At 70.5% G+C, this 25,666-nt stretch carries 24 protein-coding genes and 2 pseudogenes; 15 read left to right on the top strand and 11 right to left on the bottom strand.

Features of this window, described 5'->3' with window-relative positions; translation table 11 throughout:
- Positions 1–16 precede the first annotated feature (16 nt).
- The 3 genes and pseudogenes from ACWCXB_RS01725 to ACWCXB_RS01715 form a co-directional block, all read right to left on the bottom strand.
- Positions 17–1,389: pseudogene (locus tag ACWCXB_RS01725) on the bottom strand (tyrosine-type recombinase/integrase).
- Positions 1,386–1,580, bottom strand: coding sequence for a helix-turn-helix transcriptional regulator (locus ACWCXB_RS01720; protein ID WP_450717858.1), 195 nt, complete (start codon positions 1,578–1,580; stop codon positions 1,386–1,388). Before ACWCXB_RS01720 ends, ACWCXB_RS01725 begins: the two are co-directional and overlap by 4 nt.
- A pseudogene (locus ACWCXB_RS01715) lies at positions 1,556–1,969 on the bottom strand (replication initiator); the annotation flags it as partial. The pseudogene ACWCXB_RS01715 and the gene ACWCXB_RS01720, both read right to left, overlap by 25 nt.
- Before the next feature lie 758 nt (positions 1,970–2,727).
- Here ACWCXB_RS01715 and ACWCXB_RS01710 point away from each other — a divergent pair.
- A complete protein-coding gene (locus ACWCXB_RS01710; RefSeq protein WP_450717856.1) occupies positions 2,728–2,907 on the top strand; it encodes a hypothetical protein in 180 nt (59 codons plus the stop codon).
- Positions 2,908–3,253: 346 nt separating this feature from the next.
- On the opposite strand, the gene ACWCXB_RS01705 is transcribed toward ACWCXB_RS01710, so the two are convergent.
- Entirely contained in the window at positions 3,254–3,616 is a 363-nt protein-coding gene (locus ACWCXB_RS01705; RefSeq protein WP_450717854.1) for a hypothetical protein, read from the bottom strand.
- Positions 3,617–4,221: 605 nt separating this feature from the next.
- On the bottom strand, positions 4,222–4,518 hold the full coding sequence (locus tag ACWCXB_RS01700) for a GYD domain-containing protein (RefSeq protein WP_450717852.1): 297 nt from the start codon (positions 4,516–4,518) through the stop codon (positions 4,222–4,224).
- 386 nt (positions 4,519–4,904) lie between these two features.
- On the opposite strand from ACWCXB_RS01700, the gene ACWCXB_RS01695 reads away from it, so the two are divergent.
- Positions 4,905–5,252 (top strand): PIN domain-containing protein, encoded by a 348-nt coding sequence (locus ACWCXB_RS01695; protein WP_450717850.1) that lies wholly within the window; start codon positions 4,905–4,907, stop codon positions 5,250–5,252.
- Positions 5,253–5,266: 14 nt separating this feature from the next.
- Here ACWCXB_RS01695 and ACWCXB_RS01690 read toward each other — a convergent pair whose 3' ends face one another.
- A complete protein-coding gene (locus ACWCXB_RS01690; RefSeq protein ID WP_450717848.1) occupies positions 5,267–6,427 on the bottom strand; it encodes a hypothetical protein in 1,161 nt (386 codons plus the stop codon).
- 323 nt (positions 6,428–6,750) lie between these two features.
- On the opposite strand from ACWCXB_RS01690, the gene ACWCXB_RS01685 reads away from it, so the two are divergent.
- A complete protein-coding gene (locus ACWCXB_RS01685) occupies positions 6,751–7,596 on the top strand; it encodes a hypothetical protein (protein WP_450717846.1) in 846 nt (281 codons plus the stop codon).
- Between the two features lie 234 nt (positions 7,597–7,830).
- Here the strand turns inward: ACWCXB_RS01685 and ACWCXB_RS01680 are convergent, their stop codons facing one another.
- A complete protein-coding gene (locus ACWCXB_RS01680; protein ID WP_450717844.1) occupies positions 7,831–8,745 on the bottom strand; it encodes a DUF2867 domain-containing protein in 915 nt (304 codons plus the stop codon).
- Positions 8,746–8,801: 56 nt separating this feature from the next.
- On the opposite strand from ACWCXB_RS01680, the gene ACWCXB_RS01675 reads away from it, so the two are divergent.
- The gene (locus tag ACWCXB_RS01675; protein WP_450717842.1) at positions 8,802–9,359 is read left to right on the top strand and encodes a TetR/AcrR family transcriptional regulator; all 558 of its coding nucleotides are present in this window, start codon (positions 8,802–8,804) and stop codon (positions 9,357–9,359) included.
- 235 nt (positions 9,360–9,594) lie between these two features.
- Here ACWCXB_RS01675 and ku read toward each other — a convergent pair whose 3' ends face one another.
- Positions 9,595–10,614 (bottom strand): non-homologous end joining protein Ku, encoded by a 1,020-nt coding sequence (gene ku, locus ACWCXB_RS01670; protein WP_450717840.1) that lies wholly within the window; start codon positions 10,612–10,614, stop codon positions 9,595–9,597.
- Between the two features lie 50 nt (positions 10,615–10,664).
- Here ku and ligD point away from each other — a divergent pair, with 50 nt between their 5' ends.
- The 3 genes from ligD to ACWCXB_RS01655 all read left to right on the top strand — a co-directional run bounded on the left by ligD (position 10,665) and on the right by ACWCXB_RS01655 (position 12,991).
- Positions 10,665–11,549, top strand: coding sequence for a non-homologous end-joining DNA ligase (gene ligD / locus ACWCXB_RS01665; protein WP_450717838.1), 885 nt, complete (start codon positions 10,665–10,667; stop codon positions 11,547–11,549).
- The gene (locus ACWCXB_RS01660; RefSeq protein WP_450717836.1) at positions 11,546–12,487 is read left to right on the top strand and encodes an ATP-dependent DNA ligase; all 942 of its coding nucleotides are present in this window, start codon (positions 11,546–11,548) and stop codon (positions 12,485–12,487) included. Before ligD ends, ACWCXB_RS01660 begins: the two co-directional genes overlap by 4 nt.
- A gap of 72 nt (positions 12,488–12,559) precedes the next feature.
- Positions 12,560–12,991, top strand: coding sequence for a nuclear transport factor 2 family protein (locus tag ACWCXB_RS01655; RefSeq protein WP_450718192.1), 432 nt, complete (start codon positions 12,560–12,562; stop codon positions 12,989–12,991).
- 69 nt (positions 12,992–13,060) lie between these two features.
- Here the strand turns inward: ACWCXB_RS01655 and ACWCXB_RS01650 are convergent, their stop codons facing one another.
- On the bottom strand, positions 13,061–13,861 hold the full coding sequence (locus ACWCXB_RS01650; protein WP_450717834.1) for a nuclease-related domain-containing protein: 801 nt from the start codon (positions 13,859–13,861) through the stop codon (positions 13,061–13,063).
- 239 nt (positions 13,862–14,100) lie between these two features.
- Between ACWCXB_RS01650 and ACWCXB_RS01645 the strand changes: the two genes are divergently transcribed.
- The 6 genes from ACWCXB_RS01645 (at position 14,101) to ACWCXB_RS01620 (ending at position 21,655) form a co-directional block, all read left to right on the top strand.
- A complete protein-coding gene (locus ACWCXB_RS01645) occupies positions 14,101–16,086 on the top strand; it encodes a HEAT repeat domain-containing protein (RefSeq protein WP_450717832.1) in 1,986 nt (661 codons plus the stop codon).
- 274 nt (positions 16,087–16,360) lie between these two features.
- On the top strand, positions 16,361–17,068 hold the full coding sequence (locus tag ACWCXB_RS01640) for a hypothetical protein (RefSeq protein ID WP_450717830.1): 708 nt from the start codon (positions 16,361–16,363) through the stop codon (positions 17,066–17,068).
- Positions 17,065–18,510: an ATP-binding protein gene (locus tag ACWCXB_RS01635; protein ID WP_450717828.1), complete on the top strand. Its 1,446-nt coding sequence runs from the start codon at positions 17,065–17,067 to the stop codon at positions 18,508–18,510. Before ACWCXB_RS01640 ends, ACWCXB_RS01635 begins: the two co-directional genes overlap by 4 nt.
- Before the next feature lie 48 nt (positions 18,511–18,558).
- Positions 18,559–19,959 (top strand): FtsW/RodA/SpoVE family cell cycle protein, encoded by a 1,401-nt coding sequence (locus ACWCXB_RS01630; protein ID WP_450717826.1) that lies wholly within the window; start codon positions 18,559–18,561, stop codon positions 19,957–19,959.
- Positions 19,956–21,422 (top strand): penicillin-binding transpeptidase domain-containing protein, encoded by a 1,467-nt coding sequence (locus ACWCXB_RS01625; protein ID WP_450717824.1) that lies wholly within the window; start codon positions 19,956–19,958, stop codon positions 21,420–21,422. Before ACWCXB_RS01630 ends, ACWCXB_RS01625 begins: the two co-directional genes overlap by 4 nt.
- 92 nt (positions 21,423–21,514) lie before the next feature.
- The gene (locus ACWCXB_RS01620) at positions 21,515–21,655 is read left to right on the top strand and encodes a hypothetical protein (protein WP_450717822.1); all 141 of its coding nucleotides are present in this window, start codon (positions 21,515–21,517) and stop codon (positions 21,653–21,655) included.
- Between the two features lie 79 nt (positions 21,656–21,734).
- Here ACWCXB_RS01620 and ACWCXB_RS01615 read toward each other — a convergent pair whose 3' ends face one another.
- Both ACWCXB_RS01615 and ACWCXB_RS01610 read right to left on the bottom strand, forming a co-directional pair.
- A complete protein-coding gene (locus ACWCXB_RS01615) occupies positions 21,735–22,622 on the bottom strand; it encodes an ADP-ribosylglycohydrolase family protein (protein ID WP_450717820.1) in 888 nt (295 codons plus the stop codon).
- Between the two features lie 48 nt (positions 22,623–22,670).
- Positions 22,671–23,774, bottom strand: a complete 1,104-nt coding sequence (locus tag ACWCXB_RS01610; protein ID WP_450717818.1) for a ferritin-like domain-containing protein — start codon at positions 23,772–23,774, stop codon at positions 22,671–22,673.
- A 129-nt stretch (positions 23,775–23,903) separates the two neighbouring features.
- On the opposite strand from ACWCXB_RS01610, the gene ACWCXB_RS01605 reads away from it, so the two are divergent.
- Positions 23,904–24,839 (top strand): AurF N-oxygenase family protein, encoded by a 936-nt coding sequence (locus ACWCXB_RS01605; protein ID WP_450717816.1) that lies wholly within the window; start codon positions 23,904–23,906, stop codon positions 24,837–24,839.
- Between the two features lie 62 nt (positions 24,840–24,901).
- The gene (locus tag ACWCXB_RS01600) at positions 24,902–25,654 is read left to right on the top strand and encodes a TetR/AcrR family transcriptional regulator (protein WP_450717814.1); all 753 of its coding nucleotides are present in this window, start codon (positions 24,902–24,904) and stop codon (positions 25,652–25,654) included.
- The last annotated feature ends 12 nt before the right edge of the window (positions 25,655–25,666 follow it).

Here is a 25,666-nt window from a genome sequence, read left to right as displayed (position 1 = left end):
ATGGCTGCGTGCCTCATCACTCGTACTCGCGCAACAGCTCTTCGATCTTGCGGTTGGCGATCTCCTGTCGGCCGTCGATGCACTTGGCGTAGCGGCTCAGCAGGACCTCGACGCTGTTGCCCGCGCGTTCGGCGACTTCGGTCGGGTCCACCCCGGAGTTGAGCCACGTCGACAGCGCCGAGTGTCGAAGGTCGTACGGACGAGAAGCGAGCGGCGAGGCGACCGCGGCCGGCGGGAGCGCCAGCTCTCGCGCTTCCTGCCACACGCGGTAGTACGTGGACGAGCCAACCACTCCCCCACGCTCGTTCGTGAACAGCCGCCCGTCCTCGGCAGTGCCGAACGTGGCCACGTGCTCCCGAAGGATCGCGACGAGCTGAGGCGGGATCGGCACGAGCCGAATCTCTTCCACAGGCCGGTTCTTGAGCCCACGGTCGTCGTGCGTATCTCCGGAGTCGGTCCACTGCTTGCCGACACTGGGACGGGTGCGGTTCAGCAGTGCCGTTCCCCAGCCGTTCTCGGGCAGCTTCAGGTCTGCCTCCGTAAGGCCGACGGCTTCGGCCGGGCGTAAGGCGCCGTAGTACATGCAGGCGAACAGCCCGACGAGTCGACGACCGCGGGCACGGCCATACCCGCCAACGTAAGAGACCGCAGTCAGCAGAGCGCGAGCCTGCTCCGGATTGGCCACCACGCGGGGATCTACTTCCCCGGCAACCTTCGGCTTCTTCCAGCGGATGCCCGTAATCGGGTTCTCTTTGAACTCACCGAGATCTACTGCATAGTGCATCGCATTGACGAGTGTCCGACGCTTGCGCCGAACAGTCTCCGCAGCTGCCGCCGTCCCGTCGAGCTTTAGCTTGAGCGAGTCCAGGACGGCCCTGCCGATCGCAGCGTCGCCGAGGTCCGAGAGGGGCGGGATGCTTTGGCCACCCAGTGCAATGTGCTCGCGATCTCGGTCGGCAATTCCTGGTCATCCGGTCCGGGAAGGACGAAAGCCCAGTTGCGAAGTGCCTTCTTGATCAGTTCTTCACGCGGCTGCCCCGGACGCTCGTCGAGAAGTGCCATCGTGAGGGCCGTCAGGGCCTCATTGATCCCGTTGCGCGTGTTCGGCGCCGCGTGTGGCCATTTCATGGCGAGGTACTTCAGAGCGAAGGCGTACCAGGTCATCGAAGCTGCTTGTTCGACCATCGAGTCGGGCAGCCCTGAGTCCGTGTCGAACTCTTCGCCGGCGTGGGCGGCACGAAGCAGCTTGGACCGGTAGTGATCCGCAAGCCCTTTGGTGCGGAACTGTTCGGAGAAGACGTTCCCGGCAACGGTCCATCGGACATCATAGGACGACTTTTTGGTGTTCCTCTTCCGAACGCCCCACACCTTTACGTCGAGGGACTTCACGCCGCCGCCTCCAACTGCTGCAGCCAGGCAGTGAAGTCGCTCCGCCAGACTCGCAGCTCGCCGTTGGGGAGTTTGAATGCGGTCGGCCCCTGTCCCAGCTCGCGCCAGCGGTAGAACGTCCGTCGAGAAACGCCGCCCAGCTCGTCCAAGACTTGGCGGACAGTCATCAGTTCGTCGCGGCGGGCGTCCATGTCGGCTCTCCTTCCGTTCCGGGGGCGGGTTCGAGGGTTGCGGCAAGCCAGGCTTCGGCGCGGGACAGGCCGGTTCCGGCGAACACCCAGTGAGCGAGGACGAGCACGGTTTCGCCGTCCTGCGGGGCGGGCGGGGCCGCTTGGGCCCGACGCCATTCGGCGCGAGCATCACGAAGGGCGCCGAGGGTGGTGGAGTAGCGGCGGGATTTGGTGGAGAAGTGGCCGCGGAAGCCGAGCATGTGGGCCCAGGCACGCAGGCGGAGGTCTGCGAGCTCGCGACGTGCGCCTAGGGCCCAGGCGGTGCGAATCATGCGCCGGGCGTGCTCAGTGATCCGGGCCCCGGCCAACTCGGCGAGGAACCGGATCGGCCGGTCCAAAGTGCCGGTCGCAGCGAGGTACAGCTCGTCTGATCTTCCTAGAGCTAAGGATCAGAAGGTGCCGTGCCCTTCCCGTGCCCGTCCGGTCGGGAAACAACGGGGAACAGCGGTCGCTGACGGACAATCCACATGAGAAGGGCCCCCGACCATTTCGCCTGGTCAGGGGCCATTCACCTGCGGTGGGTATGGGATTTGAACCCACGGTGACATCGCTGCCACGACGGTTTTCAAGATCGCCCACAGGGGTTGACTGGCCCACTGACGGAGGCGCCTTGGCGACCAGGAAGGTTTCCACTCGCTTCCAGTCGCTGGTGGGCAACGGACTCGCCCAAAGGCCGGAACAGCAGGCGCGAGCAAGGGCGCCGTGCACCCCAGCTTCCTGCGCGTCCTCGGAAGCATCTTCGTGCTAGGCGGCGTGGTTGCCCTGCCGGTATCGATCAACATGATTGTGCGGAGCTGAGCCAGGTCCGTGCCCGCTACGTGCCCGATGAGACGGGCCGCAGCGGGAAGTCACGGGGAACAACGGCGAAGTGACACCGAAGCTGCAGGTCAGCGTTGTGCCAGCTCAGGCCCAAACCACTTACGGGATCTTCCAAACTAGGTCTCCGACGCCGTGACTGCTCGTCCCCGGCTGGCTTGACCGGGTCATTGAGGCTCCACACCCACCGCGCGGAAGCGCGAAGGCCGGTTCGCCAGGGGCCCCGGCTGCCTGCACTGAACGGGCGCGACGAGTAGTACGGGACGCCGCAGCACCTGGTTACCATCTCGGCATGCCCCACATGGGAATCCCTGACCCCGTCGTTGACCTGCTACCCGGTGCACTCCTGATGTTTGCCTTGGTAGTGCTCATCAGGGAACTGGACCGTGATGTTGTTGGACGGGGCGTCAGGAAGCCGTGGTTCTTCTCTGCAGTGGCGGCGATCATCCTCGCTAAGTTGCTCTGGCCCTAGCGATGGGTGCTGTACAGCAGTGAAGTACAGCAACCACGGCGACCACGGCCGACCAGCAGCGGTCTCAGGAACCCGCGCGACCACCACAGCGACCCTCAGCGACCGTCGCGCCCATAGTTCGCATCGAGAGGGTCAGTGCGCGCCCGCACGGATGACCAGAAGGGCAAGGGAGCCACAAGGGCTCCGAAGCCTGACGGGCGATAAGCCGCGAGCCACTGAGAGCAAAGACGCAGGGCAGCGCGATGCGCGGGCATCAATTCAAGTTCGTACCGCAGGTCATCGACGAGTTGGCTCGGCAGATCTCTGAGGACCCCCGCCCTCGCCCTGACATCCACACCTGGCTGTGTCAGAACAGGGGCGGCGTCGCCTTGAAGTTCTCACCGCCGTAGAGCGACTCGTAATGAATCTCGATCACTAGGCGTCGGGTGATGAGTTCCCAGAACCAGCGGTGTTGATCTTCGCTGAACTCGTCAAGGTTCAATAGGAAGGTGGACTGCCCTGCAAGGACTACGGCACCCGGGCGCAGAGAGTAGGCCTTTGGCCGCACTGGCAGTGATGCCAGGATGCGTTCTTGGCTGTGATAGTTCCACTCGCCGATGTTCTCTCCGTCCAACCGCACCTCCGAAGTCGTCACAATGGCTGGCCCAAGTCCAGCGTTAATGACCTGAAGGCCCGCCTTGTGCTGTTCGTGTCCCTTGATGCGTCGCATCGCGAGCAGGGGCCTGACGGACTGGCGGTTATGTAACCGCGTGGATCTGGTCTGTGTGTAGCTGACCCAGAGTGAGCCAAGCGCTATGACTGTCGCTGCAACGGCGGTGATCGTGTCTGAGCCCACCCGTCTGCTCCCCCGTACGATGCCTTGGGACCGTGGGCGATTCTTTCCCTCGCCGCCGATGTTCCAGTCCGGAAGCGAGAAGCACGAAACCCCCGGCAGGACAGCGCAGCAGCCCGAAGCCTCGCGGTCTATTCGGGGACCGCGTCCGATCAGCCCGGCTTCGACGCTCTGACCAGCACAGACGCCAGAGGGGCAAGGGGCCACCGGAGCCGTTTGCGCAGGTTCGAATCCTGCCGGGGGCACCCTATGAGGTGCCCAAAGACCCCGCCATCAGTGCTTTCGCTGAGGACGGGGTCTTCGCGTATGTGCAGCCGTATGCCGCTCGGAGCGGCCGTATGTCGGGGTCCGTGGACCAGTCGTGGACAGGAAAGCCGGTCATCGGCGCAGGTCGGCCTACGACGTGGCGAAGCCCCCGGACGGATCCAGGGGCCTCGAAGTCTCACTCGTACTCGTGTAACAAGTCCTCGATCTGAAAGCCCTCAGCCAGTTGCTTGGGCGATGATGCGGTCCATCTCCTCCCGGCCGAAGGCCCGCAGGGTCGTGGTCCGGACGTTGCCCAACCCGCCGACTTGCAGGAGCACCGCAGTGGCGGTCTCGTCGTCAGGCGCCTCTACGACGGCCACGAGGTCGTACGGACCGACGGTCCAGTAGATGTTCAGGACCTTTGCCCCGAGCTTCTGTGCCGCTGCGGCAAAGGCCTCGGCGCGCTGCGGGGTGTCCTTGTAGCCCCGAATCCCCTGATCGGTCCAGTTCAGCAACGCGACATACGTCGGCATGGCGTTTCACCTCTAGGAAGGAGACACAACACATCGTGGGTCAATTCTGGGCACCATGCATGTAATGCGCATAAGAAGCACACCAGAACGAGTGATAGGAGCGATCAGCGATCGATCTCCTCAAGCGGTGGCCAGCTCGTCGCCACGAATGAAGGTGGTGACGACTGTGATGACGCCAACGAGCGCGGACGGCGACGTTGCAATCAGCAGCCCTCACGGTGGTGGTTTCACCCTGGCACCCATTGGTACTGGTCAGGCCATCAGCAAGGCGCAGAAGCACGGTGATTCCCAAGCTCGAGCCCTAGTTCGACTCGCATCACCCGCTCCACGAGAAAGCCCAAGACACAGACCCGGGCCCTCCTTACAGTGAAGGACTGGCCAAGGCCGTGCTGCGCGACCGGGCGGTCACCGGATGGCTCGCCCTGGCCCGTGCCGACGACATGCGAGTGATCACCAGCGCGGCCACGCTCGTGGAAGTGGTCCACCCTCGGATCAAGCGTTCGGCCCTGGAATGGACCTTGTCACGCATCGTCGTCGAGCCGGTCGGCGAGCAGATCGCCCGCCACGCCGCGGCCCTGCTGGCCGACGCCGGCCTGCGCGGGCACAAGTACGCCATCGACGCCTTGCTCGGCGCCACCGCCCTCGCGGCCCCCGGACCCGTCACCGTGCTCACTTCGGACCCCGAGGACCTCATCGCCCTGTGCGGCGGCCGCGTCACCGTCATCAAGGTCTGAGGCGCGCCGGCGAGCTATCGGGCCGGGCAGGCCGTCGGGCCGGACTTCGTGAATTCGGCCTTCGTGCAGTACGTGACGGTCGGGTAGTAGGAGCCCATGACCTCCGCCGGGTTCTCGCCGGGCTGGACGTTCTGGATCGCGTTCGGGAAGTCGGACGCCGGGAGCATGTTCCGGAAGATCAGGACGCCGGGGACGTCGGTGCGGCCCCAGGGGATCCAGGTCACGCCGTTGTCCGCGGTCGCGTTTGCGGGGCGGTCCTGAGGGGTGGAGACGACGTAGGTGTAGCGGTCGTTCTCGTCCAGGGCCGTCTGGTAGTCCGCGGCGCAGGACCTCACCGGGTAGGGGAGGCGCCACTGGTTCTGGCAGAGCGACCAGTACCGCAGCTGGGACTTGGTGAGGACCGACTGGCCTTCGGTGGTGTTCGGGAAGGTGGGCGCCTGTCCGCGGATGACGGCGACGCGGCCCGGTTCGTAGGCGATCGGGGTGCACAGGTACTTGTTGTACGGGTTGGGGAACAATCCGCCGACCTTGTTGGGCAGGGCGAGCTTCGGGGCGTCCGGGGTGGAGGTGCCGCAGCCCTCGAAACCGCCGGGCACGGACTGGGTGGCCACCAGGTGCTCGAGCTCCTCCGCCAGCGGGCCGTCGGGACCCCGGCGGGAACCGGCGTCGGGGCAGGTCTTCAGGGCACGGACCTGGCCGTCCGACTCCCGGACCGACAGGGCGGGAAGGGGGACACCGCCGGTGAAGGCGGCTTTGTCGGTCGGTACGTAGATCCGCAGCGCGAGGTACCCAGAACCGGATGTGGCGCTACCGGTGGTCGCGGCCAGGACGTTGGCTCCGGAGCCGACCGCCACTCCCGGCTGCACGGTGACGCGGTAGCGACGCCGAGCCGGGTCCGTGCTCGCGTCCGGGTCGGTGGCGGGGTTCGTACTGCCGGGATTTGGGGTGATCTGGCCGTCCGAGAGTGAATCGACGTCCGATCCCGTCGCGTTGTACGTCGTCAACGACGAGAACCGGGCAAAGGGAAAGGTGCCCTCCACCACGAGCCGGTCCCCATCGCCCAGTTGGTAGGGCATGAGCCAGTAGGTGGCGTTCGTCTCGGGGAACGCGAAATTCAACCGGGTGGGACTGACCACGGCCGGCCATGCACAGGAGACGGCCGGCGGCTGGTCCACGCGACTGTCCACTTGCCCGGCCATGGCCGGCGACGGCGTTGCCGACATCATCAAGACGCCGAGCAGGGCCGTCGCGGAAACTTGGAGAGTTCGCCACAAGGAGTGCATGAAATCCCCGCCGGCTGGTGAATTCGGGGAGTGGCCGAAAAGGACGTCATTCGCGTCGGCCGTCATCACGGTCCGGCACGCGTCCCGCGTCCCGCACTTGCGTGCGGGAAGACCCGATCAAAAGTCTCGCCCCGTTCCCATGGCGCCGCAACAGCGGACGTCGTGACCTGCGAGGATGCCTGCGGTTCTACCTCCGGGGGCGAAAGGAACGGGACATGGGCGGGGCAGCGGCGGACAACGTCGGGCGGCGACGACGGGTGCTCTACGTGACGGACCTGACGTACCAGGCGCGCGGGCGGCGGTACTGCGACGAGGACGTCCGGCTGACGGCACGGCTGCGCGAGGAGTTTTCGCTGGCGCTGTGCCATCCGCGGGACGCCGAGGCGCTCATGGGCGCGTTCGACCTGGTCGTCGTGCGAAACAGCGGACCGGTGATGAACTACCAGGAGGCGTACGACTCGTTCCGCGCGCGGGCGCGCGCCGAGGGCGTACGGGTCTACAACCCGCTGACCGGCAAGGGGGACATGGCGGGTAAGGGCTATCTGTCGGAGTTGTTCTCCGCCGGGTACCCGGTGATCCCGACCGCCGACCGGGCGTCGGACCTCGGGCGGCTGCCGGAAGCAGACGAGTACGTCGTGAAGCCCTTGCTCGGCGCGGACTCCGCGGGGCTGGAGTTCGTGCCGCGGGACGGGCTGGCCGGTGTGGAGTTCGGGCAGGTGCTCGTACAGCCGCGGGTGCGGTTCCGGTACGAGGTGTCGTTCTACTTCGTCGACCGCACGTTCCAGTACGCGCTCTACGCGCCGCGCCCGGAGCGGCGCTGGGAACTGGAGCGGTACGAGGCGAGCGAGGCGGATCTGGAGTTCGCGCGGGCGTTCGTGGAGTGGAACGGGCTCGAGTGCGGCATCCAGCGCGTGGACGCGTGCCGGGACGAGGACGGGCGGCTGCTGCTGGTCGAGTTGGAGGATCTGAACCCGTACCTCTCGCTCGATCTGGTCGATGCGGAGAGCCGCGAGAGGTTCGAGCGGGCGTTCGTGGAGTCGGTGCGGTCGGCGACGGGGTGAGGCGCCCTGCTCCGTCGGGCTCTCGGTCGGTTCCGTCGGCCCGCGGGGCACTGAGCACTGGGCACGGGTCCGAGGATCCGGCAGATGTCGACGACGGTGGCGGCCGGCTCATGCGGTCGGCCGCCCTGATCGGTCGTCACGTTCCGCCCGCCGCCGCCCAGTGCCGCCGGGTCGATCCCGAGCGCGCCGAGCGCGCCGAGCCGCCCAGCGGCACTTCTTGCGGCACGGGCTGTATCACGTCGCGCGTGGCTCTCCAGCGCGCCGGCGCTCGGCGGCCGGCGGTGCGGAGAGGGCGAGCGCGCGGTGCGTGCGGCGCAGCCGTAGCCGGGCCATGAACGGGTGTACGTACCGGACCGGCGCGAAGTAGAGCCTGCCGAGGCGGTTGTGGATGCGGACGACGGTCGTGAGCGTCACGTCCTCCTCGCCGACGAGGAGCGAGGCGCGGAAGTCGAGGTGGGACGCGTCCTCGCCGAGCAGCAGCTCATTGCCCTCGACCGCCTTGACGGCGAAGGGCAGTACGCCGCGCCAGGCGCGCGGGTCGCGGTCCATGCCGGGCTCCAGCGGTAGCTGCCAGGCGTCGCAGAAGTCGGCGCGGTCGATCGGGAAGCCGGGCCCGAACGCGGTACGGGCCAGACGGGCGCCCTCGGGAACGCTCACCGCCTTCGGCCGGTCCCACACGAGCCGGTGCATCAGACGGACCCAGGGGGACCAGCGGACCGGGCTGTCGCAGGAGCCGGTGGCGGCGCGCTCGAGGTTGTCGAAGAGCTCTTCGATGACGACGTCGTGCATGGGCAGTATGACGAGCGACCAGAGAAGCGCCGCCATGAGGTTCTGCCGCTGCTCCAGGACGTGGACCACACGGCAGCGGGTGGGGCCGAGGGGCTCGATGTCCATGCGGTGGTGGCCGTTGCCGGGCGGGGCGAAGTCGAAGCGGACGCTGCGGCCCGGCTCGTACGCGACGACCTTGTACCTGACGAAGCCGTGGCCGCCGTCCGCGCCGACGCCGAGGGGGCGGTCGAAGCGCACAGGGGGCCAGGCGGGGGTGGGCCAGAGGGGGTCGTCGTCGGCCGACAGCCGGTCCATCAGGGCGCCGACCATGTCGGCGGGGGCCTCGACGATCCGCTCGTGGACGTTCCGTACCGTGCGCATCACGCACCTCCATACGGCAGCGTATGTTTTTCCATACGGTACCGTACGGTGGTTCCATGGCTCGACTCACCGCACAGGACTGGGCCGACGCGGCACTGGCGGCGATCGGCGAACGCGGCCTCGCCGCGGTCGCGGTGGAACCGCTCGCGGCCCGGCTGGGGACCACCAAGGGCAGCTTCTACTGGCACTTCGCCAACCGCGAGGCGCTGATCGAGGCGGCGCTGGCGCGATGGGAGCAGCTCTGCACGGAGGAGATCATCACGGCGATCGAGCGGGAGCCGGATCCGGAGAAGCGGCTGCGCCTGCTGTTCACGGAGGTGACGGCCGCTGCCGCGGAGGATCCGCTGGAGGTCTCCCTCCTGGCCACCGCGGACCATCCGCACGTCGCGGCGGTGCTCCGGCGAGTGACCGAGCGGCGTGTCTCGTACGTCGCGGCGCTGTTCGAGGACCTCGGCTTCCCGCCGGCGGAGGCGCGCAGGCGGGGCCTCCTCGCGTACACCAGCTACCTGGGGCACACGCAGCTCGCGCACGCGGTGCCGGCGACGCTGCCGCAGGGGGAGGAGCGAGGGGCGTACCTGTCTTCGGTGCTGGATGCGTTGCTGCGGCGGGAGTAAGGGGTTCGGTGGGCGTGGCGGGTGCGGGTAGGCGCCTGCGCGGGCCCACGCGGCGGAGCCGCACATCGACACAGCCCCGCCCCGCCCCTTCCCGAACCGGGGCTCCGCCCCGGACCGTTCCCGGGGGCTCCGCCCCCGGACCCCCTTGACCGCGCCGGTACCGTCCGGTCGGCCCTCGCGTCCGTCCTCAATCGCCGGACGGGCTTCAAGGGCGCCGGGAAGCAGCGCCCCCGGTTCAGGCCGAGGCGCGTTTGCGCGCAGGCGTCTTCTTGGCCACTGCCTTCTTCGTCGTGGACTTGGCCGTGGACTTGGCGGCCGCCGCCGTCTTCTTCGCCGTCGAGGTGGACTTCTTCGCGCCCGTCTCCTTGGGCGCCGCCTTGGCCGCGGTCTTCTTGGCCGCGGTCTTCGTCGCCCGCTTGCGGGGCTTGAGCTCCGTGACCTCCGCGGCCTCCGCCGCCTCCTCGCCGCCCTCGCCGCCGCGGGCCTCCTTCGCCGCCTTCACGCTGCTCTCCAGCGCGGCCATGAGGTCGATGACCTTGCCGCCGCCCGCGGCGGGTGCGCGCTCCGGTTCCAGCTCGACGCCCTGGGCCTTCGCGGCGATCAGTTCCTCGACCGCCGCCCGATAGTCGTCGTGCAGCAAGTCGATGTCGACCTCGCCGAGCGTGTCCATCAGGGCGTCCGCGAGGTCGAGTTCGGCGTCGCGGATCTTGACGTCGGTCTCCGGGGCGACGCCCTCCGGCCGCCGGATCTCGTCCGGCCAGAGCAGCCCGTGCATGGCGATGACGTCGTCGACGACCCGTAGCATCCCGAGCCGTTCCCGACCGCGCAGCGCGAATTTCGCGATGGCGACCTTCTTGCTCCGCTTGAGCGCCTCACGCAGCAGCGTGTACGGCTTGGCGGCCGGCACTCCGTTCGCGGAGAGGTAGTACGCCGCGTCCATCTGGAGCGGATCGATCTCCGCGGCCGGTACGAACGCCACGATCTCGATCGTCTTGGCCGTCGGCAACGGCAGCGAGGCGAGGTCCTCGTCCGTGATCGGGATCATCGTCCCGTCCGCGTCCTCGTACGCCTTGCCGATCTCGGCCGCCGGGACCTCCTTGTCGTCCAGCTCGCAGACCTTGCGGTAGCGGATCCGCCCGCCGTCCTCGGTGTGGATCTGGCGGAAGGAGATCGACCGGCTCTCCGTGGCGTTCACGAGCTTGATCGGGATGCTGACCAGCCCGAAGGAGATCGCGCCGTTCCAGATGGATCGCACGTTTCATCCCTTTCATCCGAGTTCATCAGGATTCATGGGATTCTCATCGTATGACGCCCATCACAGAGGTGGAGGGGCGGCGCCTGGCGCTCAGCAACCTGGAGAAGGTCATCTACCCCGCGACCGGCACCACCAAGGGCGAGGTGCTGCACTACTACGCCCTCACCGCCGCTCCCCTCCTCGCCCACCTCCACGACCGGCCACTGTCCTTCCTCCGTTATCCGGACGGCCCCGACGGTCAGCTGTTCTTCACCAAGAACCTGCCCCCCGGCACCCCCTCCTGGGTGTGCGTCGCCGAGGTGCCGCGATCGTCGCGCGAGACCGGCGAACAGGTCGTCGTGCAGGATCTGCCGTCCCTGATGTGGGCGGCGAACCTGGTCGTGGAGTTCCACACTCCGCAATGGCAGGTGGACCAACCGGCGAGGGCCGACCGGATGGTCTTCGACCTCGATCCCGGGCCGCCCGCCACCGTCGTGGACTGCTGCGCGGTCGCCGTGTGGCTGCGCGAGCGGCTCGCCGCCGACGGCCTGGAGGCGTACGCCAAGACGTCCGGCTCCAAGGGGCTGCATCTGCTGGTGCCGCTGGAGCCGACGCCGTCGGCGGAGGTGTCGGCGTACGCGAAGGCCCTGGCCGTCGAGGCCGAGGCCGAGCTCGCGGGGCTTGTGGTGCACCGGATGGCCCGGGCGCTGCGCCCCGGGAAGGTCTTCGTCGACCACAGCCAGAACGCGGCCGCCAAGACCACCGCGACGCCCTACACCCTGCGCGCCCGGCCGGAGCCGACCGTGTCCGCGCCCGTGACCTGGGAGGAGGTCGAGGGCTGCGACTCCCCGACGGACCTGGTGTTCCGGCTCGGAGACATCGCGGGACGGCTCGGCCGGTACGGGGATCTCCTCGCGCCGCTCTTCGACCCCGCCCACGCGGGCAGCCTGCCGTGAGCGCGTCGCGGACGTCGCGGACAGGGCGTGCGCTGCGGCCGCCGCTCAAGGTGGCGCTCGCCGAGTCCGTGGCCAGGCTGCCGCGCGGGGAGGGGCTGGCGTACGAGCCGAAGTTCGACGGCCACCGGATCCTGATCTTCACGCTGGACGGGAAGGCCGTGCTGCAGGCCCGCTCGGGGCGGATCGTGACACCGGCGTTCCCCGATCTGGCGGAGGCCGCGCTCGCGCTGCCGGACGGCACGGTCCTCGACGGCGAGGTGGTGATCTGGACCGGCGGCCGGATCGACTTCGCCGCCGTCCAGCGCCGCGCGGCCGCCACCGCGGGGCGGGCCGGGATCCTGGCGCGCCGGCTGCCCGCCTCGTACGCCGCCTTCGACCTGCTCGCCGAGGCGGGCGAGGATCTGCGCGCCGCGCCGTACGCGCGCCGCCGCGAGCGGCTGGTCGGGCTGCTCGGCCCGCTGGGGCCGCCGCTCCAGCCGGTGCCGATGACGACGGACCCGGAGCTCGCGGCCACCTGGTACGAGACCCTCACGGCGACCGGTGTCGAGGGCCTGGTGATCAAGCGGCTCACCGGGCCGTACCGGGCGGGCGCCCGGGACTGGCGCAAGCTGCGGCACACGGACGTCCGGGACGCGGCGGTGGTCGGCTTCACCGGACCGCCGGACCGACCCGCCGCGCTGGTGCTCGTGCTGCCCGACGACGACGCCCCGGTCGTGTCCAGCCCGCTGCCGCCGGCGCTGCGCACGCATGCGGCGACGGCGCTCGCCGGGCGCGAGGCGGGGACGGCAGCAGACGGCCTGGCGATGGCGATCGGGGTGGGCGAGGTGCCGTACCGCGCGGTGGCGCCGGGGCTCGTGGCCGAGGTGGAGCGGGGAACGACGCGGCACACGGTGGTGACCGTCCTGAGGATCCGGGACGATCTGATTAATCAAGTTTGACTAGTCGCGTGGGCGGGGATTACTGTCGGAGTCCAGTAGTCAAGTTTGATGAGATGAGGAGTGCGCGTGACCGTGCCCCAGCTGCCCGACACCGGCTACATCCCGACCCCCGGCGAGCTCGCGAGCATCGAGGAGTGGTTCGCCGAGTACGACGCGGCGAGCGGCCGGCGTGACATCGAGCGGATGGCCGACATGGCGGTCTTTCCGCTCAATCTGGTGAGCGACGACTCGGCGGGCAACGGCGCGTCCGCGCAGTGGGACCGCGAGCAGTTCGTCGCCACCATGACCCGGGTGATGGGCGACGGCTCCACCGACATCACCTTCGACTCGACGCGCACGCCCGTGTTCCTCACCTCGGCGATGGTCGTGGTCTTCACCGACTCGGTCATGACCATGGGCGCCACCGAGCAGCGGCTGCGGTACGCGGACATCCTGATCAAGCGGGACGGGAAGTGGGCGTTCCAGACGATGCTGCAGGGCGGCTGGGGGGACAACCTGCGCTGACAACCTGCATTGACAACCCACACCGACCACCCGCACCGACCACCCGCGCTCGACCTGTTGTCGCGGGGGTCAGGCGCGCAGCCAGGTCCTGCGGTCACGGGCGCGCCCGTACAGCGACTCGACGTCCGCCGGTTTCAGGACGCCGCCGAGCCGGGAGAGCGCCGCCACCTCGGTGTCGGCGACGATCCGTACGTCCCTCGGCACGGGCGGCACGTCGAGCCGTGCCGCCCCGACCACCGCGAGCACGGGGCGGACGGCCGCGGCCAGCGCGAGCGAGGCCCGCTGGGCTCCCCTGCGGGCCCAGCGCAGCTCGGGGCGGGGCTCGGCGCGGCCCGTCGCGACCAGCGGGTCGGCGACCCGGACGCGACGGCCGCGGGCCGCGAGGGTGCGTACGGCGAACACGCCCGCCGGGCCGATCGCCAGATGGTCGATGCGGTCGGTACCGGGCAGCGGCACGGAGTGCAGCACCCGCCAGCCGGCGCCTTCCAGCCGGTCGAGTTCCGCGCCGAGCCGCTGCTGGGCGTCGAGTTCGGCGAGCCGCGGATCGGCGCGCAGATGCCGCCTGCTGTGCGCACTGTCCAGCGCGAGGTGCAGGGCCTCGCCCGGGCGGTTGGGGGCGAGGTCGTCGTCGGGGTGGAGGGCGAGCCGGACGAGCTCGTCGGCGGTCGGGACGGGCGGGGGCCCGACCGTGACTTCGCCGGTCAGGTACGGGGCGAGGGCGGCGAGGACCTCGTCGCGGAGTTCGGCGAGGACGAGGCTGACGCGGTTGGTGTCGCGGTCGTACCAGGCGGCGTTGCGTCCGCCCGGAAGGCTGACGTACAGCCGTGAACGGCCGTACCTCACCGTCGGCGTGACACGCAGTCCGGTCATACCCATCGCTCCCTCACCCCCACCACCCATGGGAGCAGGAGGCGCGCCGGAGGGGCAATATCCCGGACGGGGGACCGGGCCTGTGCGGCGTGGCGGTTTTCGAAGTCCTCGTTGTCGCAGTCCTGGTGCACACTCTCCCCTAGGTCTTGTCCGGCCGATCAGTCCGGACAGGGCCCGGGCGCTGATCCGGCCCGATCGGCCGGATGCGGCCCGGCACCTGGCTCGCGGGAGGGAACGGCGTGTTCACGGGGATCGACGAGGTCGACTGGGCGTCGCTGGGCCATGCGTACGGTCCGGCGGACGATGTCCCGGGCCTGCTGCGCGGGCTCGCGTCGCCCGATCCGGTCGAGCGGGAGGCCGCGCTCGACGCGATGTACGCCGCGGTGCACCACCAGGGCGATGTGTACGACTCGACCCTGGCCTGCATCCCGTTCCTGCTGGAGCTCGTGGCCAGCCCCGATGTCCAGGACCGGGGAGCCGTCGTGGAGTTGCTGACCAGCATCGGGGGCATCGAGCTGGACGGGGACGACGAGCCCGACCCGGACGAGGAGGAGTTCGAGGAGGCCGCCAACTACGCGATGGCAGCCGCCGCCGTCGCCGCCGGTGCGGACGTGTTCGTCGGGCTGCTCTCGGACGATGACCCCGGGGTACGGCTCGCCGCGCCGTGCGCGCTGGCGATGCTGCACGGGGAGCCCGCGCGCGTGCTGGCGCTGCTGCGCGACCGGCTGGAGGCCGAGCCTGACACGGAGGTGCGGCTCGCGCTCGTCGAGGCGGTGGGCCGGATCGCCCTGCGCCATGCCGCTCTGCGCGCGGAGGCGGTGGACTGGCTGACCGGGCTGCTGGCCCCGGCGCACGCGCCCTGTCTGCGGCTGTCCGCCCTGACCCAGCTGGCCAGGTGCGGGCCGGGGAGCCTGCCGCCCGATGTCGCGGCGACGGCGACGGCGCTGCTGCGTGAGGCGGACGAGCCGGGGAACACCGGCGAGGGCTGCGGCACGGACGACCTGCTGCGGACGCTGCACTCGGCGCTGGGCGACCGGGTCGACGAGCGGATCGCGCTGCTCGTGGGCCGGCTGAGCAGCGGGGACCCTGCGCAGCGTACGGACGCCGTGTGGATGTGCCACGGCTTGATGCGGACCTGGCGGGGACCGTACGACGAGCTGGTGCGGTGCGTCGGGGCGCAGCTCGGCGATCCGGAGCCACGGCTGCGGGCGGCGGCGGCGAGCCTGCTGGAGAGCCTCTTCGGGCTGGCACTGCCCGCGGCGGACGCGCTCGCGGCGCGGCTCACGGAGGTGGACGAGGGCCGGAACGGGGACCGGAACCGGGACGGGGGTGCGGGTGGCGCCGCGCGGGACGACCGCGCGCTGATCGCGCTGGCCAGGCTCGGCGACCCGCGCGCCGTGCCGGCGCTGGCCGCGGCGCTGGAGAAGCCGGAGCTGCCGCGTGAGGTGGCGTTCGCGGTGCCGTATCTCGGGGCCGCCGCCGCGCCGCTCGCGCCGGTCCTGCGGCGCCGCCTCGCCGAGGCCGAGCTCGACGACGGGACGGTCCCGCTGATGCTCGCGCTGGGGGCACTTCGGGCGGCCGAGGCGCTGCCCGAGGTGCTGCGGGTGCTGCGGAGCGCCCCGGAGCGGGGCGGCGAGTGGGTGACGGAGTCCGCGCTGCGGGCCCTCACGGCGTTCGGGCCCGCGGCGCTGCCCGCCGCGCCGCAGCTGCGCGAGCTGCTGGGGAGCCCGTGCTCGTCCGTTGCCGCAGCCGCGGCGAGGGCGCTCTGGGCGGTCTCCGGTGACGCCGGTTCCGTACTGCCGCCGCTGCGGGAGCTCCTCGCGGCGGACGGCCCCGAAGCGCGCCGCGCGGCGGCCGCCGCGCTCGGCTTCCTCGGTCCCCGCGCATCGGCCGCGGCGCCCGCCCTCCACGACCTCCTCGCCTCCCGCGAACGGTGGCTCCGCATGGACGCGGCGATCGCCCTCTGGCGCGTCACCGGGGACACCCGGGACGCGCTCCCGGTCCTGCTCTCGGCCTGGGAGGAGAACCGCTACGGCCGCGTGGAGGTCGCCGAATGCCTCTCCGAAATGGGCCCCGCGGCATCCCCCGCCGCACCGCTCCTGCGTGCCGAGCTGGCCCGGCCACGCCGCCACAACGTCCTCGACGGGGGTTCCGGCACCCACGACATCGAACGGGACGAGCGCCTGCTGACGCTGTGCAGGCGGGCGCTGTCGGTGGGGGCGTGAGGCTGGGCGGGAGCCGCGCCCAGCCTCACGGGACGTGACCCGTACCATCCGCGCCGCCCCCGTCTCCGTCGTCGAACGCCGGACGGGCTCCCACGGAGCCCCACCGTTACACAACCGACGAAGCCCCGCCGAATCATCGCAATAGCGGACAGATAGCATCTATCTTCTCGGCGAGTACGCCCTTCCGCTTAAGGTTGACCGAAAGACCGACCGGCCCGAGCCCCGTCTGACGCGCAAGACGGCGTCGCCGCAGCATCAGCAGGGAGCCAGCTCCGTGAATCCGTTCCGCACCGCCATGGGCGCAGCGCTCGCGGCGATCGCCGGGGTCCTGTTGCTGTCCGGGTGCGGGGGCGCGGGTCGGCTGGAGAGCGCGGGGGCGACGCCGACGGCCGTGGGGCCCGTGGAGCTGTGGCCGGAGCTGCCGCCGATCTCGGCGCCGCCCGTCGACTACGGGGAGAGCGACACCACGCGCATCCCGGGGATCACGGTGCGGGACGGCGACGTCCACTCCCTGGACCCGGTCGCCGTCGTCCAGGCCGAGGTGGCCGCCCACCCCGAGGAGGTCACAGGAGCCGAGGGGCTCTACCCGCAGACGGCCCGGCAGATCCGCGACTGCAGGTCGAAGCCCAGCACCTGCCCGGTACTCAGGCCGTACTACCGCGACCTCACCGGCGACGGGAAGGACGAGCTGATCCTCGCCATCACGATGCCCGAGCAGCGCACCGCGATGCGGGTCTACATGCCGGAGAACGGCGGGCTGACGCGGATCATGTCCGACTCGGACGCGGTCGTCCGGGTCGAGGTCGCCGGCAAGGACCTGATCATCCGCGCCGTGTCGGCCGGTATCCCCGGGTACGAGTACCGCACCGCCTGGTCCTGGGACGAACAACAGCGCGCGATGCTCCCCGCCCGCGACGAGATCATCCGCGTCAAGCCGTCGGCGCCCCCGATGCCCGTTCCGTCGGCGGAGGCCACCCGATGACCCCGCACCGCACCCGCACCACCCGCACTCGCACCCGTACCCGTACCCGTACCCGTACCCGCAACATCCGCGCCCGCCGCGCCCACCGCCATCCGCTCCTCCCCCGCCTCCCCGCCTGGACCGCGACGCTGACCTGGAAGGCCGCACTCTTCATCACCGTCATGTGCTGCGCCCTCGCCGCGCTGCTCGGCGCGCTGGTCCATGTGTCCGTGACACGCCAGACCGTGGACCAGGCCCGCGAGAAGGCCCTCTCGCGCCTGGAGGACGTGACGGAGGCGTACGAGGCGGGCGAGCCGCTCGCCTGGTACGGCGAGATCGATCCGCCGGGGCTGCCGACCGAGCTGCGGAACCTCGCCCTGAGCGGGAAGCGCGGAACGGTCGTCTCCGACTTCCGGGACCGGCCCACCATGTGGGCCGCGGGCCCGGCCGACGGACGGGCCATAGCCGTGCACGTCGACTACACCCTCAGCGCGGACACGATCAGCAATCTGGACCGTGCGATCCTCGGCTCCTCCGTCCTCGCGATCGGCGCCACGCTGCTGGTGGGCGCGTTCGCGGTGAGCCGCGTGACCCGCCGGCTGCATCTGACCGCGCAGGTGGCCCGCCGTATCAGCGCGGGCGATCTGGACGCCCGCGTCAACGACCCCCGCACCAAGGACCCCTCGCGGCCCGAGGACGAGGTCGCCACGGTCTCCGGCGCGCTGGACACCATGGCCTCCACGCTCCAGGAGAAGCTGCTCAACGAGCAGCGCTTCACCGCCGATGTGGCGCACGAGCTCCGCACCCCGCTGACCGGGCTCTCCGCCGCGGCCGAGCTGTTGCCGCCGGGCCGACCGTCGGAGCTCGTCCAGGACCGGGTCCGTACGATGCGCGCCCTGACCGAGGACCTGCTGGAGATCTCCCGGCTGGACGCGGGCGGCGAGACCGTGGATCTCGACATCCACGAACTCGCACCGGTCACCGAGCGGATGGTCCGGGCGGCGCGGGCGGCCGGTTCGGAGACGGAGCTGCGGATCGTGCGGCCGGCGAGCGTCGAGACCGACAAGCGCCGCCTGGAACGGGTGCTGGGCAATCTGATCACCAACGCCCACACGCACGGGGACCGGCCGGTCGTCGTGTCGGTCGACGGGCCCGTGGTGTCGGTACGGGACCACGGCACCGGATATCCGCCGTATCTGCTGGAGCACGGCCCCCAGCGGTTCCGTACCGAGTCGGGCGGCAAGGGCCATGGCCTCGGGCTGACGATCGCCGTCGGGCAGGCGGCGGTGATCGGCGCGGTGCTGGAGTTCTCCAACGCACCGGACGGCGGGGCACTCGCCCGGCTGAGGCTGCCCGAGTACGTCCACCTCGGCGGGGACGAGGACGCAGGTGGGGACGGGGGCGAGGACAGCTCGCCGACCGCCGACGGCACGCCTGAGTCCACAGATCAACGGCACGCCTGAGTCCACAGATAAGAGGACATAAGATCCCTGCTTGCTACGTTGCGTGCCATGACCGCAACGGCAGCGGACGCTCCCCCGCCCGCACTTCGCCTGTCGAAGCGGCGCGGGGTCGAGCTCTCGCTCCTCGTCTGCGCCGTCCTCATCTCCGTCTACGGCTATGTCGACGTCGGGCTCACCCGCAACGGCGCCGTCCCGCCCGACGCCGTCGCGTACGGCGCGGGCCTCGGTCTGCTCGCCCTGCTCGCCCATCTCGCCGTACGGTTCCGTGCCCCGTACGCGGACCCCCTCCTCCTCCCGATCGCGGTCCTGCTCAACGGCATCGGCCTGGTCCTGATCTACCGGCTCGACCTCGAGACCCCCGGCTTCCGCGCCGCGCCCACGCAGCTCGTCTGGTCGACCCTCGGCGTCGCGCTCTTCATCGCGGCCGTCGTGCTGCTCCGCGACCACCGGCTGCTGCAGCGGTACGCCTATGTCTCCGTCGCCGCCGCCCTGGTCCTGATGATCGTGCCGATCTTCTTCCCCGCCGTGAACGGGGCCCGGATCTGGATCCGGCTCGGCGGACTCTCCTTCCAGCCCGGTGAGTTCGCCAAGATCCTGCTCGCGGTGTTCTTCGCCGCGTATCTCGCCGCCAACCAGAGCGCCCTCGCCTACACCGGCCGCCGGATCTGGAAGCTCCAGTTCCCTACCGGCCGCGTCCTCGGCCCGATCGTCACGATCTGGCTCATCAGCGTCGCCGTCCTGGTCCTCGAACGGGACCTCGGCACCTCGCTGCTCTTCTTCGGGCTGTTCGTGATCATGCTGTACGTGGCGACGGGCAGGACCGGCTGGATCGCCGTAGGGCTGCTGCTCGCCGCGGTCGGCGCGGTCGCGGTCGGCGCTCTCGAGCCGCACGTCCACAGCCGGGTCGAGGACTGGCGCGACCCCTTCGCCTCCATCGAGGCCGGCCAGGGGCCCGGGCAACTCGCCCAGTCGCTCTTCGCCTTCGCCGCCGGCGGCATCCAGGGCACCGGGCTCGGCGCCGGGCACTCGATCCTGATCGGCTTCGCCGCCAAGTCCGACTTCATCCTGGCGACCGCGGGCGAGGAGCTGGGGCTCGCCGGGCTGGCCGCGCTCATCCTGCTCTACGGGCTGCTCGTGGCCCGCGGCTTCCGCGCGGGCCTCGCCCTGCGCGACCCCTTCGGCCGCCTCGTCGCGGTCGGCCTGGCCGCCATTCTCGCCGTTCAGGTCTTCGTCATCGCGGGCGGAGTGACCGGGCTGATCCCGCTCACCGGTATGGCCATGCCCTTCCTCGCACAGGGCGGTTCGTCCGTCGTCACCAACTGGATCATCGTCGCGCTGCTCATCCGCGTCAGCGACTCGGCCCGCGCCCCGCTCCCCGAGGCGGTCGGGGCCGGAGCCGTCACGGAGCCGCCGCCCGCCGTGGCCGCGCCTTCGGGGGAGGGACGATGACGCGATACATCCGGCGCGCCGCCGTGCTCTGCCTGATCCTGCTGGTCGCGCTGCTGGTCAACGCCGTACGCGTGCAGGTGATCGAAGCCGACGCGCTGAATGCGAACCGGGCCAACCGCCGCCCGGTCATCGCCCGTTACGAAGCGCCGCGCGGTGACATCGTCGTCGGCTCGAAACCGGTCACCGGTTCCAAGGACACCCGGCAGCAACTGCGCTACGAGCGGACGTACCGCAACGGCCCGCTGTACGCGCCCGTCACCGGTTACGCGTCCCAGCTCTACGGCACCACCCTGCTGGAGCATGCCGAGGACACGGTCCTGTCCGGTACCGACCCGCTCCTCGCCCCGCTCCCCCTCTGGAACGACCTCACCCGCTCCCACCGGCCGGGCGGCCGCGTCGTCACCACCGTCAAGGCCTCGCTGCAGGAGACCGCGTACCGCGGTCTCGCCGGGCGGCGGGGCGCGGTCGCCGCGATCGAGCCGTCGACCGGCAGGATCCTGGCGCTGGTCAGCAGCCCGTCGTACGACCCGGGCCTGCTCTCGGGGAACAGTGCGGCCGTCACCGACACCTGGAAGCGGCTCATCGCGTCGGAGACACAGCCGATGCTCAACCGGGCCATCCGGCAGACCTATCCGCCCGGCTCCACCTTCAAGATCGTGACGGCGGCCGCGGCGCTGGACGCCCGGGTCGTCACCGACCCCGAAGACCCGACCGACACGCCCGATCCCTATGTCATCCCGGGGACGAGGACGAAGCTGCCCAACCCCGTGGGCGACTGCGAGGACGCATCGCTCTCGTATGCGATCCAGTGGTCCTGCAACACCGTGATGGCGGACCTCGGGGTGAAGGTCGGGCTGCCCGGGATGCTGGAGGCGGTGGGCAGATTCGGCTTCAACGACAAGGAGCTGAGGATCCCGTCCGGGGTCGCCGTCTCCAATTTCGACCGGCACATGAGCGTGGACCAGCTGGCGCTGTCGTCCATCGGCCAGTTCGACACGACGGCGACGCCGCTGCAGATGGCGATGGTGGCCGCGGCCGTCGCCAACGGCGGGGAACTGGCGTACCCGTACCTGGTCGAGCGGACCACGACGCGGGACGGCGACACGGTGCGGGAGACGCCCAGCCGCTCCTACCAGCGGGCGATGAACCCGGCCACGGCGCTGGTGCTGCGGCGGATGATGATCGAGGCGGTCGAGAAGGGCACCGGGAGGCGGGCAGCGATGCGTGGGGTCGTGGTGGGCGGCAAAACGGGCACCGCGCAGCACGGCATCGGCAACAAGGGCATCCCCTACGCCTGGTTCATCGCCTGGGCCCAGGCCCATGACGCACCCCGCCCCGCGGTGGCGGTCGCGGTGGTCGTCGAGGACGCGGAGGCCAACCGCGCGGAGATCAGCGGCGGCGGCGACGCGGCACCGATCGCGCGGGCGGTGATGGCCGCGGCGCTGAGGGAGGCGGGGCCCTGACGGGGGTGCGGGCGGGTGCCGGGTGCCGGGTGCGCGGTCCCGGCCCGCGGAACGGAGCCGCACAACTCGGATTCCCCCTCGACTCCCCCGAGTTGAAAGACATTGTCGAAGCCCTCGACCCCGTCAACGCGGTCGCCGAGGAGAACGAGAAGCGCCTGCTGCACCTGCGCGAGGACGGCCCGACGCCCTATGCGTTCACGCTGCGCACGTCGTTTCCGCCGGGCGTCGAGTGAGCCCGCCGGTCAGGCCCGGGGCCTGCGCCGGTTGATCGACACGGATGACATCAGCGGCCCACCACGGCGTGCGTCCTGGTCAGCTGCCCGGAAGGCGCTCACGTCGGCTGAGCCACTCCTCGGGCACCGCGTCGACGCCGGTCGCCGCGCCCACGATGCCGCCGGTGATCGCGCAGGTGGTGTCGACGTCGCCGAAGCCCTCGGCGGTGGCCCACAGGGCGGCCACCAGGTCGTCGGAGTGCCGGGCAGCCGTCCAGACGGCGAAGGGCACGGTGTCGTCGGCCCGGATGCGCTGCCCGTTCCCGAGGACGTCCGCGGCGCGCCACGGCTCGGTGGTGAACGGCAGCCCGGCGGCCCGCTCCAGCCCCTCCCGTACGGCGCTGACCGGCGTCCGGTCGGCGACCGCGGCGATGTCCAGTTCACCGCGTACGGACAGGGCCGCGGCGACCGCCACGGCGACCGCACCCGCGACGCCCTCGGGGTGGGAGTGGGTGACCTGCGCGGACAACTCGGCCTGGCGGACGACCTGTCCGAGGTCCGGGGAGAACCAGGCGCCCAAGGGCGCCACCCGCATCGCCGCCCCGTTGCCCAGACTGCCGCCCTCGAACAGCTCGGGCGCGAGCGTGCGCCAGTCCTCCGGAGCGGCCGGCAGAGCAGGCAGCAGCATGTGCATCCCGTGCCCGTAGCCGCGCGCCGGATCGGCGTCGTACGTGAGCGCGAAGCAGGCGGCCAGCCGGTCCTGGTCGACGGTCCCGTGCTCGTCGAGGACCCGGAGCAGAGCCAGGGCCATCGCGGTGTCATCGGTCCAGTGCCAGTCGGGCTCCTGGGGCGTGCGACGGGCCTGAATGTCGTCGTAGGCCTGCTGCGGCTCCCGGAAGAGCGGGAACCACCGTTCCCCGAAGGCGTCGCCGAGAGCGAGTCCTTCAAGGCTGCGGCGCGCGGCGGGGCGGTCGGCTGCGAGCGTCATGGCCGCCATGCTGCCGCGCCGGACCGTCGGCGTACACCGGAAATCCGCTCAGGCCCCGCCCTCCGCGATCGCCTCCTCCACCTCCGCCACCCGCTCGGCCTCCTCGGCCGCGAAGCGCTCACGGTCCAGCTGTTCAGCGAGCTCCTCGTCCTGGCTCATCAGCAGGTCGAGGTTGGAGTCGCCGAGCTCGAAGACGCCCATGTCGACGTACGCCCTCTGGAGCCGCTCGCCCCACAGGCCGATGTCCTTCACGCACGGCACGATCCGGCTGAAGAGCAGCTTCCTGAAGAGGTGCAGGAACTCGGACTGCTCGGTGTACTCCTCCGCCTCCTTCCGCGGGATGCCGAAGCCCTCCAGCACCTCAAGGCCACGGATGCGGTCCCGCATCAAGTAGCAGCCCTCGATGACGAATTCCTCGCGCTCGCGCAGCTCCGCGTCCGTGAGCTGCTTGTAGTAGTCGCGCAGCGCCATCCGCCCGAAGGCGACGTGCCGGGCCTCGTCCTGCATGACGTACGCCAGGATCTGCTTGGGCAGCGGCTTGTCGGTCGTGTCGCGGATCATGCCGAACGCGGCGAGGGCGAGCCCCTCGATGAGGACCTGCATGCCGAGGTACGGCATGTCCCAGCGGGAGTCGCGCAGGGTGTCGCCGAGCAGCCCCTGCAGGTTGTCGTTGATCGGGTAGAGCATCCCGATCTTCTCGTGCAGGAAGCGCCCGTAGATCTCGGCGTGCCGGGCCTCGTCCATGGTCTGGGTCGCGGAGTAGAACTTCGCGTCGAGGTCGGGCACGGACTCGACGATCCGCGCCGCGCACACCATCGCGCCCTGCTCGCCGTGGAGGAACTGGCTGAACTGCCAGGAGGAGTAGTGCCGGCGCAGCTCGCCCTTGTCCTTCTCGGTCATCTTCGACCAGTGACGGGTGCCGTAGAGGCTGAGTGCTTCGTCGGGGGTGCCGAGCGGGTCGTACGGGTCGACCTCGAGGTCCCAGTCGATCCGCTTGGCGCCGTCCCACTGTTTGTCCTTGCCCTTCCGGTAGAGGGCGAGGAGGCGGTCGCGTCCGTCGTCGTACTCCCAGCTGAAGCGGGCGGCACCGGAGGCCGGGACGGACCAGACGGGTTCCTGGGGCGGGTTGGTGTAATGGTCAAACGTCGACACGAAAGGCTCCCTCGCCTCGCACTGACGAACTGACGGTCTGTTGGCAGGCTCACACGTTGGTAGACACTCAGTCAACAAGTGCCGCGCAGGGGATTGACGGCCTTACTGACGCGCAGTCTCATAAGAGGCATGACGACTGTGACCCCACGCGATCTCACGCTCCTCCGCGACGCCCTCGGCCCGCTGCGGGACCGCGAACAGGTCGCCGAGCGCCTGCTCGAATCCTCGGCCAAGCACTCCTTCGACCCCGAGACGGAGCTCGACTGGGAGGCCCCGATCGAGGAGGGCAAGTGGTTCTGGCCGCCCGAGCTGGTGTCTCTGTACGACACACCGCTGTGGAAGAAGATGTCCGAGGAACAGCGGATGGATCTGGCGCGGCACGAGGCGGCGTCGCTCGCGTCGCTCGGCATCTGGTTCGAGATCATCCTGATGCAGCTCCTCGTGCGGCACATCTACGACAAGTCCGTGACCAGCAATCATGTGCGGTACGCCCTCACGGAGATCGCGGACGAGTGCCGGCACTCGATGATGTTCGCGAAGATGATCCAGAAGGGCGGCGCACCGGCCTATCCGGTGCCGCGGATCTACCACAATCTGGCGCGCGTCCTGAAGACCGTGTCGACCACGCCGGGTTCGTTCGCCGCGACACTGCTCGGCGAGGAGATCCTCGACTGGATGCAGCGCCTCACCTTCCCGGACGAGCGCGTCCAGACGCTGGTCCGTGGCGTGACCCGTATCCACGTGGTGGAGGAGGCCCGCCATGTGCGCTACGCCCGTGAGGAACTGCGCCGCCAGATGGTGACCGCGCCGCGGTGGGAGCAGGAGTTCACCCGCCTCAGCTGCGGCGAGGCGGCGCGGGTCTTCTCCGTCTGCTTCATCAACCCCAAGGTGTACGAGAACGTCGGCCTGGACCGGCGCGAGGCGGTTGCCCAGGTGAAGGCGAGCGGCCACCGCCGCGAGGTGATGCAGACGGGCGCCAAGCGCCTCACCGACTTCCTGGACGACATAGGCGTGCTGCGGGGCGCGGGGCGCAGGCTCTGGAAGCGCTCGGGGCTGCTCGCCTGAACGCCGCACTGCGAGGGGGGCAGCGCGGCGGGGCCCGTGGGCGCGGCGGTTACGCTGCCCGTATGACCCCGAGTGCTCCCGCGGCGAATCGCGCGTACCGGCGCCTCAGTGTGGAGGAGCGGCGCAGTCAGCTGCTCCGCGCCGCCCTCACCCTGTTCGGGCACCGGGCGCCCGAGGACGTGTCGCTCGACGATGTCGCCGAGGCCGCCGGGGTGTCCCGGCCGCTGGTCTACCGCTACTTCCCCGGCGGAAAGCAGCAGTTGTACGAAGCCGCCCTGCGCAGCTCCGCCGACGCGCTCGTGCTGTGCTTCGCGGAGCCGCCCACCGGGCCGCCCACCGAGCGGCTCGGCCGGGTCCTCGACCGCTATCTCGTCTTCGTCGACGAGCACGACGCCGCGTTCAGCGCGCTCCTCCGCGGCGGCAGCGTCGCCGAGACGTCCCGTACCAGCGCGATCGTCGACGAGGTGCGGCGCGCCGCCGCCGAGCAGATCCTGGTCCACCTCGGGGTCCCGGACCCGGGCCCGCGGCTGCGGATGATGGTGCGCACCTGGATCGCCGCGGTCGAGGCGGCCTCGCTGATCTGGCTGGACGAGGACAAGCAGCCGCCGGCCGACGCACTGCGGGTCTGGCTCGTCGACCATCTCGTCGCCCTGCTGGCCGCGACCGCGGCCTCCGACGAGGAGACCGCCGGTGTCATCAGGGAGCTGCTCGCCCAGGAGACCCCGTCGGGGCCGGTCGGGGCGCTCGCCCGCCGGGTGCTCCCCGTCGTGGGCGACGCGGGTCACCTGATGCAGCCACCGGCGGAAGAGAATTAACAGCGCGCCTGC

The sequence above is a fragment of the Streptomyces sp. NPDC001514 genome, from assembly GCF_053597075.1.
The sequence above is the reverse complement of the archived record's forward strand: the minus strand, read 5'-3'. Positions and strand labels throughout refer to the sequence as shown.

Bases quoted from the DNA above. Each gene is read 5' to 3' on its own strand.
- ACWCXB_RS01710 (WP_450717856.1), top strand. From the start codon at position 2,728: ATGCCCCACATGGGAATCCCTGACCCCGTCGTTGACCTGCTACCCGGT.
- ACWCXB_RS01600 (WP_450717814.1), top strand. From the start codon at position 24,902: ATGACCCCGAGTGCTCCCGCGGCGAATCGCGCGTACCGGCGCCTCAGT.
- ACWCXB_RS01650 (WP_450717834.1), bottom strand. From the start codon at position 13,861: ATGACCGGACTGCGTGTCACGCCGACGGTGAGGTACGGCCGTTCACGG.
- ACWCXB_RS01605 (WP_450717816.1), top strand. From the start codon at position 23,904: ATGACGACTGTGACCCCACGCGATCTCACGCTCCTCCGCGACGCCCTC.
- ACWCXB_RS01700 (WP_450717852.1), bottom strand. From the start codon at position 4,518: ATGCCGACGTATGTCGCGTTGCTGAACTGGACCGATCAGGGGATTCGG.
- ACWCXB_RS01680 (WP_450717844.1), bottom strand. From the start codon at position 8,745: ATGCGCACGGTACGGAACGTCCACGAGCGGATCGTCGAGGCCCCCGCC.
- ACWCXB_RS01615 (WP_450717820.1), bottom strand. From the start codon at position 22,622: ATGACGCTCGCAGCCGACCGCCCCGCCGCGCGCCGCAGCCTTGAAGGA.
- ACWCXB_RS01720 (WP_450717858.1), bottom strand. From the start codon at position 1,580: ATGGACGCCCGCCGCGACGAACTGATGACTGTCCGCCAAGTCTTGGAC.
- ACWCXB_RS01675 (WP_450717842.1), top strand. From the start codon at position 8,802: ATGGCTCGACTCACCGCACAGGACTGGGCCGACGCGGCACTGGCGGCG.
- ACWCXB_RS01630 (WP_450717826.1), top strand. From the start codon at position 18,559: ATGACCGCAACGGCAGCGGACGCTCCCCCGCCCGCACTTCGCCTGTCG.
- ACWCXB_RS01705 (WP_450717854.1), bottom strand. From the start codon at position 3,616: ATGCGACGCATCAAGGGACACGAACAGCACAAGGCGGGCCTTCAGGTC.
- ligD (WP_450717838.1), top strand. From the start codon at position 10,665: ATGACGCCCATCACAGAGGTGGAGGGGCGGCGCCTGGCGCTCAGCAAC.
- ACWCXB_RS01625 (WP_450717824.1), top strand. From the start codon at position 19,956: ATGACGCGATACATCCGGCGCGCCGCCGTGCTCTGCCTGATCCTGCTG.
- ACWCXB_RS01635 (WP_450717828.1), top strand. From the start codon at position 17,065: ATGACCCCGCACCGCACCCGCACCACCCGCACTCGCACCCGTACCCGT.
- ACWCXB_RS01685 (WP_450717846.1), top strand. From the start codon at position 6,751: ATGGGCGGGGCAGCGGCGGACAACGTCGGGCGGCGACGACGGGTGCTC.